Here is a 13,491-nt window from a genome sequence, read left to right on the forward strand (position 1 = left end):
GGCTTTTCCTCTCATGGATAAAGCGGCGGCAGTTCAACATCCAATAAAAATTACTTGATTGGCGAAATCTTCTAATTCTCCCATTTTGGCGTAAACCTCTAACTCTTCGATCGCATAACCCATCGACACTTGAGGACTGAAAAAGAAAATTCCGGTAAACGCTTTACCTTGATTGACGCAATTTTTATCTAACACTAGAAAATCATGATTCGTGGTTACAAGAGGACGCTTTAGTTGCACATAAAGACTCAAAATTATTTCATCAATAGCACTACTATTATTGTCTTCTTGAGCGGTCATAACCTCAACCAATTTCAGTTGTAAACCAATCTTAATCGCTCGATGGAGTGGAGCATCGAAATAGTAATATATTGCCATTTTCATCCTGGCTGCTGCTGCCGTTTTTGCTGAAGCATTTGTTGAAAATCGGCAGTATGATGACCGACTCTCATTGTAATTAAATCAGCTTGCAGGTTCTGGATTTTTTCTTGTTCTTGAGCAATTTGAGCATCAATTTGGTGTTGATAGGTGTAGTAATAACTGAGGGCAGAATAAATGGCAGCGAGGGAAATTTCTGGGTGTTGAAAGTGCAGCTCTTCTGGACTCCAGCCGTGGGCGTGTTTTTCTTGAATCAGTTGGGCAACTGAAACGCGACTATTGGCAATAGTTGCCTGATTTTGAGCATCAATGTCTAGGTATTGCCAAGTTACCGGAGTATCGGTGATGAATGTCATATTGAGGATGGGGATATGGGTTGATACTAGGGGGTTACGACTATTATAGCCAAGTTGCCAGAAACCGGGTTTCTATTACTATCTTTGTTAGGATATAGAAAGCCTGACAGAAACCCGGTTTCTTAGAGTCAGTTTTAGTCTTTCTGGATTTCTAGGTTGGCGAAGTGTTTTTGTAAGAGGCGATCGGTGCATTTATTTAGGGAGTAAAAATCAGGTTTTATAGTGGTAAAATTAGGATAAGGTAAACAGTAGCTTCAACGCCAAAAAGATTCATACCCTTTCTTTAATTTTTCTGTGCCATCTCGCTAAATTATACTTCCATGAGCCATAATAAATCGCTCGAAATCCCATAACATTACTTGTTCAAACGATTGTCTAAATCGCTCTTTTTCATTGGTGGCAATCCGTTCCATGATTGATAGACTTAATTGTTTATATACTCCCAGCAGTCTAGCTGAAAATTGTGTCATAATTGGAAATGTTTCATCAAAGTGCAATTCTGTATCTGTCAAAATCAGAGTGCGACTTGCAGAATGAAAAACACACATTCATTAAGTGAATCAATTCCCGTTAAGCCCCAAACTCTTAAACCATCGAATAAGACAAAGTATAATCCAGGTAATAACTCACCTCGATCGCCCCTGATGGTCTGGTCAATCGGTAAATCTGGTTTTTTAATGGCTAAACCAGGGGCAGCCCCAAAGGTTGCCTGGGGATAAATAGATTTGAAATTAGCTGCAAATAAATAATGATAAAGGTTAGGGGCAATAATATACTTGACAACTCCCAGTTGACCTAGCTGGCTGACAAGTCTGTCGCTAGATTGAATTGGAGAAATTACCGCGAGTTCTCGATTAGCCAATCGAATAACCGTCATCCTGTTCCGACACTGAGTCCCAAATATCGGAAGGTCTATTCTGCAACCCAAACATCTATATCAACTTCTTTTAGCATGGTTTTGGTGAGTAGTTTGATGGCTAGGTTTAATGGTAGGAGCTTATGGTTTTAAAAACAACTTTGTCGATCGCATCTGAGTTAAGATATTTTGACGCGCGCGATACTCCTGTTTAGAGAATGATCGCCCCCTCGGTTGATTGTGCAGCCACTCCAACCCCTGCCGCACCTCTTGACGAAATTCCGTCACTTCTTGGCGCAACCCCTCTAGGCGTTCCTCTAGGGTTTGTAACAAGTCGCTGATGGTGGTTTCCATTACCCCCAACCGTTCACAGACTTCCGCAAAACCAGAATCAATACTATGGGAAACATCCCGAAAAAACTCCTCCTGCTGGGTGACGTTTCTCCTTTTACAGGCTGCCATGTTGAGGCGGATGAAGATATCACCCCATTCTGTATCGGTGAGGTTGCCTTGTTGGGTGAGTTGGTATTCTTCGGGGGTGAGGAATTGGTCGAGTTGGGCTTCTCGTAGTTCAGGGTAACGTTGCTGGGTGAGTTCCTGTTGGGCGATCGCTAAACCCACCCATATATCTCGCCTAATTCAATTAGTGATTTCCCTGGGCAAAAATACCCTACAACCGAACACCTAAGCCTCATCAATATGGTAGTAGCTTAGGGGTGGCTGCCATCGCCTTTTGGTGTCACCAACAACAACAATTATAGCCCAGTTTCCCGCAACCGGGTTATAGCAGAGCCATGTCCGATGCTCAGGGATTGAATGCTAATTTCACCGGTTCATCGTGCCAAGTTTTGCAACCACTGGAGGAGATGGGCAATCAAATCGGGGTCGCTTTCTAGGAATTGCGGTAATCGGCACTCGGGGAGGCGTTGGGGGACAATCACCGCCATGGGGGGATGGCTAAAGCGGGCGAGTTTATTGAGTACCGCGATATCAAAGCCTTGGGGGGGTGGGTCGGTGGGTTCTTCGTAGAGGATGAGGGCAATTGGATGGTCGCTGAGGTCATCCTCGCAGTAGGCTTGTAATTCGGCAATGGTACGGGGTTTACCGTCGGGACTGGGGGGACATCCGGCTTTTTTCAAGGTGGTGTAGATTTGCAAGGCGGGGTTACTAGGGTCGCTGAAGCGGCTGCCATCGATGCAAATGGCTTGGCAGTTGACGGGGTGGGTTTGGATGGCTTGGTTGAGGATTTGGGGGACAAGGGCGAGGTTACACTGTTGAATAAAGGGGGTGTTGTCTTCCACTTCGGGATGAGGGGTGGTGGGGAGATTGTGCCAGGGTTGATAAAATTCGGGATAGGGGAGGTTTTCGGCACAGTTGCAGATGAGTTTGTAGGATGCCTTGAATAGGTCAAAGTTGTTTTCGTAAACTTCATCGCTGAGGCAGTCTTTTAAGGCGGAGACGACTCCTGCATATTCTTCCGGTGTGGCGAGGATTTTCCCTAAACTCCATGCTGCCAGCCTACGGATATCTTCATCCTCAGTAGTGCGGATAATTTCGAGCAACCCAGCGATCGCCTCTGGATTTCCTGGGTCGATTTCCTCTAAACTATCTACCGCCAAGCTACGGGTACTTTCATTCTCAGTGGTGCGGATAATTTCAACCAACCCAGCGATCGCATCAGGGTTTCCCTGTCCGATTTCCTCTAAACTCCATGCTGCCCGCCAACGAGTCAATTTATCCTCAGTGGTGCGGATAACTTGGAGCAAACCAGCGATCGCATCAGGATTTCCCTGTCCGATTTTCCCTAAACTCTCTACTGCCTCCCTACGGGTCTTTTCATCCTCAGTCGTGCGGATAACTTGGAGCAAACCAGCGATCGCATCAGGATTTCCTTGTCCGATTTCCCCTAAACTATATGCCACCAGACCACGGGTATCTTGATCCTCAGTGGTGCGGATAATTTCAAGCAACCCAGCGATCGCATCAGGGTTTCCCGGGTCGATTTCCCCTAAACTATATGCCACCAGACCACGGGTATCTTGATCCTCAGTGGTGCGGATAATTTCAAGCAACCCAGCGATCGCATCAGGGTTTCCCGGGTCGATTTTCCCTAAACTCTCTGCGGCCAGCCAACGGGTATTTTCATTCTCAGTGGTGCGGATAATTTCGAGCAAACCAGCGATCGCATCAGGATTTCCTTGTCCGATTTTCCCTAAACTCTCTGCGGCCAGCCAACGGGTATTTTCATTCTCAGTGGTGCGGATAATTTCGAGCAAACCAGCGATCGCATCAGGATTTCCCTGTCCGATTTTCCCTAAACTATATGCTGCCCGCCTACGGGTCTTTTCATTCTCAGTGGTGCGGATAATTTCGAGCAAACCAGCGATCGCATCGGGATTTCCCTGTCCGATTTTCCCTAAACTCTCTACTGCCTGATAACGGGTATATTTATCCTCAGTGGTGCGGATAATTTCGACCAATACAGCGATCGCATCAGGATTTCCTTGTCCGATTTTCCATAAACTTTCTGCCGCCTGAATACGGGTATATTCATTCTCTGTGGTGCGGATAACTTGGAGCAAACCAGCGATCGCATCAGGATTTCCTTGTCCGATTTTCCATAAACTTTCTGCCGCCTGAATACGGGTATATTCATTCTCTGTGGTGCGGATAACTTGGAGCAAACCAGCGATCGCATCAGGATTTCCTTGTCCGATTTTCCATAAACTTTCTGCCGCCTGAATACGGGTATATTCATTCTCTGTGGTGCGGATAACTTGGAGCAAACCAGCGATCGCATCGGGATTTCCGACACCGATTTCCTCTAAACTATATGCCGCTCGCCTACGGGTATCTTCATCCTCAGTCGTGCGGATAATCTCGAGCAAACCAGCGATCGCATCAGGGTTTCCCTGTCCGATTTCCTCTAAACTCCATGCTGCCCGCCAACGAGTCAATTTATCCTCAGTGGTGCGGATAATTTCGAGCAAACCAGCGATCGCATCAGGGTTTCCTGGGTCGATTTTCCCTAAACTATCTGCTACCCGCCAACGGGCCCATTCATTCTCAGTGGTGCGGATAATTTCGAGCAATACAGCGATCGCATCAGGGTTTCCTGGGTCGATTTTCCCTAAACTATCTGCTACCCGCCAACGGGCCCATTCATTCTCAGTGGTGCGGATAATTTCGAGCAATACAGCGATCGCCTTGGGATTTCCTGGGTCGATTTTCCCTAAAGTCTCTGCTGCCTGCATCCGACTGTCCTTTTCTGGGCAATTCTCAATAAGTTCAATCAGTGCGGACATCGCCAAGGGTCTAATGGTTTGTGGTATCACCTCTCTCGCCGCTTCTTCGATGGGTTCTAAAAAGGTTTGCCATTCCTGTTTTTCAGTATTGAAATAACCAAACCCCCACTTCACCACCTGCCGCACAATATCGGTAGCCAGAGAACAAGTCTTAAATTGATTAATTTCAGCAGCAGCCAGCAAATATGTTTTATATTCATAAAAATCTCTGACCCCATCCTCAAACTCAACCAACGCCCGAATAAACTCCTCCTTCTTCTGAGCCTGAATCTCCTTACGCCCCAACCAACACAAAATCACCTGCTTCCACTGCTTCTCAAAAATCCGATACCGCCTCCCCGCCACCGGAGAATCAACATGATTCCGAGGCAGAAAATAATCCCAATCCTCCACCGCCAACGCTGCAAAATACTCCTGAAACGTCGCATGATAAAAGGCAAAAATACTATCGCCGCGTCCATCTCTGCCCACCCGATTTAACCAACCCAACCGCAACACCAAATAAGCCCACGAAGTCTGATCTGATTCCTCCCCTAGATGCTCTTCCACCAAAGCCTGTGATAACCGAAATCGCTGCCGGGGCAAATTCAGCGCCGCCTTTGCCAGTTCCCCCAATTGCCGATTCAAATTCTGCTTTAATTTCGTGGTATTCGTGCCACAAACTTCCGCATACTTTTCCAAGTCATTTAAATTCTGATTCCACTCATAAATTTTTCGCAGGTAACGCTGATATAACTCCGCCTGAGTGTCCGGCAACGACCCATCCCAAATCATGCAGAGCATCGTCAAACACAAGGGATTTTGGACTAAATCAAGGAGGTTTTCCCGTCCCGGTTCATGGAGGGCGGCGATTAGAGCATCTGCAGGAGTTGGGGCTAAATTTTTCATGGTATTCTGGTGGGAGTCAGGCATAAATTACTAGAAATTACCTATTGACAAAACGACCAAATAGTGCATTGAGAAATCTTGAGTGATCCAGTCAGAAAATACCCCCTAGTTGACATGAGAAACCCTGGCTAAATTTGACTAACCTACCCGACAAGAGTAGCGATCGCCCCCGCCAATAATCTGCATAAATTTAGTTGAGGTTTAACTGCTTGAGCAGGGCTTCACCTGTCGTCTGGGGAACATTATACTCAGATAGAGTTGTTGCGTCAATTGCACCGCCGCCATAGGTCAAAACTCCCCATTGCCCCTGTTCTTTTCGGAGCAACATCATCCCGGCTGTTTCCCCTTGCTGCCAAGTAAGTAAAGCCGTGTCATCAGCGATCGCCATTTTTTCAATGGTTGGGGTAGGCAACCCTGCTGCTAAGGCTCCCGGTTCCAAAAACATGAGGGCAATGCGTTGTATTTCTTGGCGGTCTGAAGTTGGCTGATTGCTGACTGTGAAATTATTGAGGTCAAACTGTGCAGAAATTTCGATGATCTGCTCTCTCGCATCGAGTTCTAGCTGATGCCAACGGGCTTTATCTGTAGTCACGTTGAGCGCCATTTTTTCAATAGTTGGGGTAGGCAACCCTGCCCCGGCTAAGGCTCCCGGTTGCCAAAACATAAGGGCAATGGGTTGTATTTCTTGGCGGTCTGAAGTTGGCTGATTGCTGACTGTGGAATTATTGAGGTCAAACTGTGCAGAAATTTCCATGATCTGCTTTCTCGCATCGAGTTCTAGCTGATGCCAACGGGCTTTATCTGTAGTCACGTTTATCTGTCGGTTTCCAACTAACTCTACAATGGTCTGGCGAGCTTCTGGGAGTAGCACAAAAACCTCATCAGAGTGGAAGTAGCGAATTGCATAGATATCTGCGTTCTCATTGAGCCAATATCCGGCACCATCACCCTCACTAGCCAGAGATGAAGAGGCATAAACCACTTGAATCAAGCCCTGGGAGTCAGTCATCGTGCAGAGCTGATAACGCAAATTCCCGACAATTTTTTCCTGTTGTTGACAGGCTCGCCGGGTCAAACGCTCAAATTCTGTATAAATTGCCTCGGCGTTGTAGTGCCTCGATGCCAACCCAGAGGGGCTGGATACAGTAACGGGAGATGAGGCGATCGCAGCGTTTTGGGGTAGAAAAGACTCCGAAGATGGTCTTATAGTCTGCTCAGTAGTCTGCCCAGTTGTCAACTGCCCACAAGCCAATAATCCACAACTCAACCCCAGGAGTCCAGCCCAGCTCAAAGTTTTGGTCATCTTTTAGTGACATCGAATAAATAGACTTTGAGTTTAGCATACTGCCTACAGCATCGTTTATCGTCCGGGTAAGGAGCGATCGCGCCGTTGGGGTTTGGGTGATGAGGGTAGAGCGATCGCGCCGTCCCTTGGCTCATTGGGAAAACATCTTTTTGACCAATGGAGCTTTATCGATGGTGTTTGGTCGAGAACAATTTGCCCTTCCTTACCCTGAAACTGGCAGGCAATTCGCGTCGGGTAGGCTTTCCCTTGTGTCGTCATTGGGGCAATAATCACCGTGGCAATATAAAGGTAGTCTCCTTGGCAAACTCTCGGATTTCAGCGATCGCAATTAGCAACTATTTCAACCTACCACAGGGAGATAGCTTGACAATTATTTTGCTTTGTGATATCTCAGGTTTATTGGTGCGAAATTTAGAATTAACCGTGCTACGGAGACGAGCGCGCGCACTTTCCCGATGCGCCCAGTCAATTTCAGGCTCATTAGCAATTCATGGGCGATCGTTTTTAGGCTGTCATTGCCCATCACTTCCACGGCGCTTTCATTCTCCGCCAGATCGTCATAAAAGGCGATTTCATCCGCAGAAAGTCCTTGTTCCTCGCCCCGTTGGCGGGCGGCTTTAATATCTTGAGCCAGATTGATTAATTCTTGCAGAACTTCAACCGTTGATCTATTGGTCTTGTTTGTAAACAATCAGCAATAGATTTTTGGGTTAATCCATTAACAGAAGAAGGATTAATTTCAACATTAGTTTTAATTTTGGCTTTTTTACTATTCCATTCAGTTATGGGAACAACTTGAATTATAGGAACTCTTTGATTATAAGTATTATTGGTCACAATAATACAAGGACGAATTTTCCCTGTTTCCGAGCCTTTGGTTGGCTCAAGATTAACGTCAATAATCATTCCTATTTCTAGTTTACTCATTCTACAAAATCCAATAATGCTGACTCAGTTAATTCTTTAAGTTCATTACTTTCTTGATATATTTCTGCATACAAATTAGCAGATTGTTCTAAATCTAATTCTTCTTGAATCTTCTTTTTAAGTGTTGTTTCTACTAATTTACTTGCCAAGAGATTTAAAAAATCTTCCTCACTTTCAGTAAATAGTTCTACAACAATTTCTTTAATCATATTTTTAAGTTGATTTTGTTCTAAGAATAAGTCAGACATAATAACCTCCGTAATGTATCAATGGCAGAATCAGGAATATTCTGGATTTCTTTAAGTCGTTTCGGCGAGATACTCATAATTTTGTCTCCGTCTCCTTTTGGTTTTTGTTTTCATCCCATTCACATTCCCTTGTAGGTTAAATACATTTTGTATATATATCAACAATAGCATAAGATTGAGTTTCAATAATAAAAATTAAATATTTTCCTCCGAATCCTCAAGTTGTAAACTTTTTACTCTTTGAAACTCCTTAGTATTATGAGTTACTAAAATCAGATTATTAGCTAAAGCAATAGCCGCAATCTGAAAGTCATAAGCACCTATAGGAGTACCTAATTTTGATAATTCCGAGCGAATTTCACCATAAATTTTCGCTGATTTACCATTAAAGGGTAAACTAACATATTGAGAGAAAAATAACTCATATAAAGCTAGATTTTGCTCTTTTTTAGCACTACGACAAGCAAATATAATTCTGCTTTGACTACATCACATAAACAAATATCTTGGCGAGGAGTAATTTTAAATTTATTGATTACATTAAGATTACGTCCCGTTAAATATTGAATACAGGTATTGGTATCTAACAAATAAATCATGATTCAATATCCCAAATTCTCTCATCACAATTTACTAATTCTTCTCTAATTAAAACTTCACCTTCCCACTTGCCCGCAGTCTTTTCAAAAAAATCAGCAGGATAACCTAATTCTTCAGGTGTTGGTATTGTTTCTTCAACCAAATCACTAATAACAATTTCTAATTCTTTGTTAGCTAATTGTTGGGGAAGTTGTAATAATAACTTCCCTTCAGGATCAGTTTTTAATTTGAGTTTGATTTTCATAGTAAAATTTCTCCCTAAAACTAAGAGGTGTCAAAAATTGCTAGATCTAGCATACACAAAACTTGATTCCTCGCCCAATTCCTTAACTGGCAAGGGGTTCAGCCTTTTTTAAAGGTGGATGTTATACAGAATCAAGGGGATATGCACCTTAGCCTCAAAAAGCTACAAGTCTTTACTGCCAGGAGTTACTGTTTTTAATCACTCTGGGCAAAGAATCACCGGATAAAGGTTTCCATCTGCTCCGCCTCAAAGGGTAAATTCGGATACACATCAAACCCGGAAAAGGCATTTTTATCGGCTTCCCAAACATTCACCCGACAAAAGGCGATACGGCTACCGCCACACTCAGCGATCGCTCCTTCAACTCTCGCCGACTTCAGCCATTGTTCCAGAATTAAAGCTACATCAAGGAAGATACCGAATTAGGTTTTGGCTACCTTCGGCTGTAAAAATAACAACCACCTTTTCACCTGGCTTGAGCAAGTCACGGGCTTTCACAAATCACTCCTACAATATCAATAATGGCAAGGTTTGATCAAACTGTACCCTGAAACTGGCAGGCAATTCGCGTCGGGTAGGTTTTCCCTTTTGTCGTCATTGGGGCAATAATCACCGTGGCAATATAAAGGTAGTCTCCTTGGCAAACTCTCTGTTTTCAGCGATCGCAGCCAGCACGTCTCTTACTCTATTTTTCCAATTCCTAGAAGGCACGAATCGCCTCCTGAAAAACGGGTTCTCGTAGATCAAGTTTGAGGGAGTCGGGCGTACCTAGATCAACTGATCTTTCTAAAATCTCCTCTAGGTATCGTTTCAACCGGACAAAAGTGAATAACCCAACTGGACGATCAAACTCGACGAGCAGATCGACATCACTGTTTATGTGCGCTTCATCCCTTGCCACTGAACCAAAGATCATCAGAGACTTCACGCCAAAATTTTTTAGTGTGTTTTGGTGATTTGCGAGTAATGTCAGGGCTTCCTGTTTTCGCACGGCCTAACCTGCCAGAAAGAGACTTATTGAAAATTGTAGCGTATAACATTCCCTCTCGTGAGTGGTTATCGCCCCCTTGGGGTTTGGGTGATCAGGGTAGAGCGATCGCGATTGGTAAAAATCACAATCGCCCCAACTCCCGTAGATTCTGCAATTTCAACTCAAAATCTTCCACGTCGTAGGAGTAGAAGGGAATATGGCGATCCGGTCGGGTGCAGTGATTGGTTATGGGTTTTGGTACAATGGCTTCCCTATCGTTTTTTCGTGAATGGGTAGTCCTAAATCTGCCCGCCTACGTCTTTAAACTTCTCAACAAACGCCGAGATTTTCTGGAAAACGCTCTGCTTTTTGGTTTTGTATTGTGGATTAAGCGGACTCATTTTAGGCAGTGTTGAATTTAACTCAGTCCCATTCTCGCTGGCGAACTTGCGTTTCAGCGAGGCACTGATATAGCGTCGCGCCGCTTCTTCATTCAAGCCTTCTGAATGAATCAACTCATCTGCTTCGCGGGCTTGCTCCGCTTGGGCAAATTTAAAGAAAGCATCAATGATGCTCGCCTTATCTGCCATCTCATCGAGATTGGTTTGATTAATAAAATCTACAATCAGGCTTTCTTTGGCTCGATTGCCTAGGCTGGCTCGAATCAAGCGGCGCACTTCTTCGATCAACTCACCTTTATTTTGATTCTTTTTGTTTTGCTCAAAAATTAGCTCAAGAATGTAATCCAGATTTATTTCTTGGGATTTCAGCAAATCCACTTCAAACACCACATCATCCCAATCGATCGCCAATTTTGCTTGTTCACCGTCCGCTTTTTCCCGGCGTAACCAGTCGCGGATATCGTTGTAGGTGGAGCGGTAATCTTGAATGGTGCGATCGCTCGGAATTTTGATCGCTTGCAGTGCCGTCAGGTCTTCATCAGTTAAATAGTGTTCCTCTTTAAACGCTGCCACCGCCGCCGGGTCATTTATATCCACCTGTTGCAAGGCTTTCAGGCTGGCAAATTCATCGTAGTTTTGCAGCACATTTTCAACGCGCAAATATTCGCCAAATAGCTTGGCAAAGTCTTTTTTGTCTGTTTCTAAAAAAATCTCGTCGGGGTTGGGAAAACGCTCCTCTAATTCCGTGACTATTTCCAAAAAGCCGCGCCGTGCTTCACCCGTCACCGCATCCGTAAAGCCCTCCATATATTCCCTGTAGCTTTTTTCCAACACCACGTTTTTCGTGTTTTTATCGCCAAATAGGGTAATAGCGTCAATGGTGGCTTGTTCCAAATCGCGGAAGGTGACGATATTGCCAAAGGTTTTGGTAGCATTATAAATGCGGTTGGTGCGTGAATAGGCTTGCAGCAAACCGTGATAGCGCAGGTTTTTATCCACAAATAAGGTGTTAAGTGTGGGCGCATCAAATCCCGTCAGGAACATCCCCACGACAATCAGCAGGTCAATTTCTTGGGCTTTTACTTGCTTGGCGAGATCGCGGTAGTAGTTTTGGAAACCGTTGCTATCTACGCTGAAGTTGGTTTTAAACAGGGCGTTATAGTCAGCGATCGCCGAGCTTAAAAATTCTTTGGCGCTGCTGTTCATAGCTGATACATCAAAGCTTTCATCCAAAATTTCCCCCACGGCTTCTTGTTCTTCATTGGCTGCAAAGGAAAAAATTGTCGCGATTTTCAAAGGTTTCTCGCGGTCTTTTTGCAACTTATTAAATGTTTCGTAATACAGCTTGGCAGCGTCCACACTGCTCACCGCAAACAGCGCGTTAAACCCTTTGCCGCCCCCTTGCAAGCGGTGGGTTTTTTGGCGGAAGTTCTTCAAGATGTATTCAGAAATCTCGCGAATGCGATCGGGGTGTAACAGGGCTTGTTTGTTTTCGGCGGCGCTCAGTTTTTGCTGGTCTTGCTCGGTTTCAATCGCTTTGAACTTGGGACGAACATCGTTGTAGTCCACCTTGAACTTCAGCACTTTTTCATCACGGATCGCGTCGGTGATTACATAGCAATGCAATTCACGACCAAAGACGCTGGCGGTGGTGTCTGCGCCCAGGGCGTTTTGCGGAAAAATGGGCGTCCCAGTGAATCCAAACTGATAAAACCGTTTAAATTTTTTCCGTAAGTTCTTCTGCGCCTCACCAAACTGGCTGCGGTGGCATTCATCAAAAATAAACACCACTTGCTTTTTATAGATGGCTAGGTCGCTTTCGGTTTTCATCAGGTTATTGAGTTTCTGGATGGTGGTAACGATGATTTTATTGTCATCTTTCTCCAGATTACGCTTCAGCCCCGCAGTGCTGTCAGAGCCATTCACGCTATCGGGCGAAAAGCGTTGATATTCTTTCATGGTTTGGTAGTCGAGGTCTTTGCGATCGACCACAAAAAACACTTTGTCGATCAAATCTAGCTCCGTCGCCAGCCGCGCCGCTTTGAAGCTGGTTAGGGTTTTGCCGGAGCCGGTGGTGTGCCAGATATAGCCGCCGCCCTCAAGACGGCTCCAGTGTTTGGCTTGGTAGGCGCTGTTGATTTTCCATAAAATGCGCTCGGTGGCCGCAATCTGGTAGGGGCGCATCACCAGCAAGGTGTTATTTACATCAAACACCGAATACTTCAACAGGACACTGAGGAGGATGTTTTTCTCAAAAAAGGTGGCGGTAAAGTCTTTCAGGTCTTTAATCAGGGTGTTATCGGCTTTCGCCCAGTGCATGGTGAAGTCAAAGCTATTTTTATTGCGCTGGGTGGTGTTGGCAAAGTAGCGGGTATTGGTTCCGTTGGAAATAACAAACAGTTGCAAATATTTATAGAGGGAATGTTCGGCGTTAAAGCTTTCTTTGCTGTAGCGATGGATTTGGTTAAAGGCTTCACGAATTGCCACGCCGCGTTTTTTGAGTTCGATTTGCACTAGCGGCAAGCCGTTGACTAAGATGGTCACATCGTAGCGGTTGGCTTGGGTCCCCTTTTGTTCAAATTGTTCGATCACTTGTACTTTGTTGCGGGGAAGGTTCTTTTTGTCCAGCAGGTAGATGTTTTGAATGCGACCATCATCAAATACAAAATCATGGATATAGTTTTCATGGATTTTGCGGGTTTTCTCAATAATGCTGTCGCCCGGTTTATCTAGAAAGGTTTCTACAAAGCGCTGCCATTCGCTATCGGTAAACTGCACATGATTGAGGGTCTGCAACTGCTCGCGCACGTTGGCTAACATGGCTTGGGGTTTGGTTAATTTCGGCAGGTAATGATAGCCTTGATTAACTAAGTCCTGAATCAATTCGCGCTGTAAATCGCTTTCGCTTTGGTAACTATTGCTCTGCGGTATTTTGGTGTATTGATCCAGAATGATAAAGTTATTGGATTCGGCGATCGCCTTGTAGTCGGTCATCTATGCCTCCGTTTTGGG

General features: G+C 44.8%; 14 protein-coding genes. All 14 read right to left on the reverse strand.

The features are described 5' to 3' along the window. Positions 1–33 precede the first annotated feature (33 nt). A complete protein-coding gene (locus XZ46_RS21240) occupies positions 34–300 on the reverse strand; it encodes a hypothetical protein (protein WP_228116390.1) in 267 nt (88 codons plus the stop codon). Positions 301–380: 80 nt separating this feature from the next. Continuing rightward, positions 381–734: a DUF433 domain-containing protein gene (locus XZ46_RS21245; RefSeq protein WP_006623786.1), complete on the reverse strand. Its 354-nt coding sequence runs from the start codon at positions 732–734 to the stop codon at positions 381–383. A 514-nt stretch (positions 735–1,248) separates the two neighbouring features. Continuing rightward, entirely contained in the window at positions 1,249–1,662 is a 414-nt protein-coding gene (locus XZ46_RS21255; RefSeq protein WP_228116391.1) for a DUF4336 domain-containing protein, read from the reverse strand. 69 nt (positions 1,663–1,731) lie between these two features. Then, positions 1,732–2,211, reverse strand: a complete 480-nt coding sequence (locus XZ46_RS21260) for a hypothetical protein (protein ID WP_006623783.1) — start codon at positions 2,209–2,211, stop codon at positions 1,732–1,734. A gap of 212 nt (positions 2,212–2,423) precedes the next feature. After that, complete coding sequence (locus XZ46_RS21265; RefSeq protein ID WP_008053722.1) at positions 2,424–5,783, reverse strand: HEAT repeat domain-containing protein; 3,360 nt, start codon at positions 5,781–5,783, stop codon at positions 2,424–2,426. A gap of 190 nt (positions 5,784–5,973) precedes the next feature. After that, positions 5,974–7,086, reverse strand: coding sequence for a hypothetical protein (locus tag XZ46_RS21270; protein ID WP_008053724.1), 1,113 nt, complete (start codon positions 7,084–7,086; stop codon positions 5,974–5,976). Positions 7,087–7,143: 57 nt separating this feature from the next. Further along, a complete protein-coding gene (locus XZ46_RS36985; protein ID WP_162198549.1) occupies positions 7,144–7,347 on the reverse strand; it encodes a hypothetical protein in 204 nt (67 codons plus the stop codon). 112 nt (positions 7,348–7,459) lie between these two features. Further along, entirely contained in the window at positions 7,460–7,780 is a 321-nt protein-coding gene (locus XZ46_RS21275) for a type I restriction enzyme endonuclease domain-containing protein (protein ID WP_006623779.1), read from the reverse strand. Then, on the reverse strand, positions 7,729–8,016 hold the full coding sequence (locus XZ46_RS21280; protein ID WP_006623778.1) for a type II toxin-antitoxin system PemK/MazF family toxin: 288 nt from the start codon (positions 8,014–8,016) through the stop codon (positions 7,729–7,731). Before XZ46_RS21280 ends, XZ46_RS21275 begins: the two co-directional genes overlap by 52 nt. Next, positions 8,013–8,264 carry a hypothetical protein gene (locus XZ46_RS21285; protein ID WP_006623777.1) on the reverse strand — a complete coding sequence of 84 codons (252 nt, stop codon included), beginning with the start codon at positions 8,262–8,264 and terminating at the stop codon, positions 8,013–8,015. The genes XZ46_RS21280 and XZ46_RS21285 overlap by 4 nt, the downstream gene beginning before the upstream one ends. A gap of 195 nt (positions 8,265–8,459) precedes the next feature. Then, positions 8,460–8,738: a type II toxin-antitoxin system VapC family toxin gene (locus tag XZ46_RS30635; protein ID WP_315663180.1), complete on the reverse strand. Its 279-nt coding sequence runs from the start codon at positions 8,736–8,738 to the stop codon at positions 8,460–8,462. Between the two features lie 121 nt (positions 8,739–8,859). After that, positions 8,860–9,108 (reverse strand): hypothetical protein, encoded by a 249-nt coding sequence (locus tag XZ46_RS21290; protein WP_006623775.1) that lies wholly within the window; start codon positions 9,106–9,108, stop codon positions 8,860–8,862. A gap of 700 nt (positions 9,109–9,808) precedes the next feature. Next, on the reverse strand, positions 9,809–10,099 hold the full coding sequence (locus tag XZ46_RS21300) for a nucleotidyltransferase family protein (RefSeq protein WP_008053734.1): 291 nt from the start codon (positions 10,097–10,099) through the stop codon (positions 9,809–9,811). A 278-nt stretch (positions 10,100–10,377) separates the two neighbouring features. Continuing rightward, the gene (locus XZ46_RS21305; RefSeq protein WP_008053737.1) at positions 10,378–13,473 is read right to left on the reverse strand and encodes a type I restriction endonuclease subunit R; all 3,096 of its coding nucleotides are present in this window, start codon (positions 13,471–13,473) and stop codon (positions 10,378–10,380) included. Between the last annotated feature and the right edge of the window lie 18 nt (positions 13,474–13,491).

This window comes from Limnospira indica PCC 8005 (genome assembly GCF_000973065.1).
GTDB lineage: Bacteria > Cyanobacteriota > Cyanobacteriia > Cyanobacteriales > Microcoleaceae > Limnospira > Limnospira fusiformis.

Excerpts from the sequence above, each read along its gene's own strand:
- XZ46_RS36985 (WP_162198549.1), bottom strand. The coding sequence starts at position 7,347 with ATGACGACACAAGGGAAAGCCTACCCGACGCGAATTGCCTGCCAGTTT.
- XZ46_RS21280 (WP_006623778.1), bottom strand. The coding sequence starts at position 8,016 with ATGAGTAAACTAGAAATAGGAATGATTATTGACGTTAATCTTGAGCCA.
- XZ46_RS21285 (WP_006623777.1), bottom strand. The coding sequence starts at position 8,264 with ATGTCTGACTTATTCTTAGAACAAAATCAACTTAAAAATATGATTAAA.
- XZ46_RS21305 (WP_008053737.1), bottom strand. The coding sequence starts at position 13,473 with ATGACCGACTACAAGGCGATCGCCGAATCCAATAACTTTATCATTCTG.
- XZ46_RS21270 (WP_008053724.1), bottom strand. The coding sequence starts at position 7,086 with ATGACCAAAACTTTGAGCTGGGCTGGACTCCTGGGGTTGAGTTGTGGA.
- XZ46_RS21265 (WP_008053722.1), bottom strand. The coding sequence starts at position 5,783 with ATGAAAAATTTAGCCCCAACTCCTGCAGATGCTCTAATCGCCGCCCTC.
- XZ46_RS21245 (WP_006623786.1), bottom strand. The coding sequence starts at position 734 with ATGACATTCATCACCGATACTCCGGTAACTTGGCAATACCTAGACATT.
- XZ46_RS21240 (WP_228116390.1), bottom strand. The coding sequence starts at position 300 with ATGACCGCTCAAGAAGACAATAATAGTAGTGCTATTGATGAAATAATT.
- XZ46_RS21290 (WP_006623775.1), bottom strand. The coding sequence starts at position 9,108 with ATGAAAATCAAACTCAAATTAAAAACTGATCCTGAAGGGAAGTTATTA.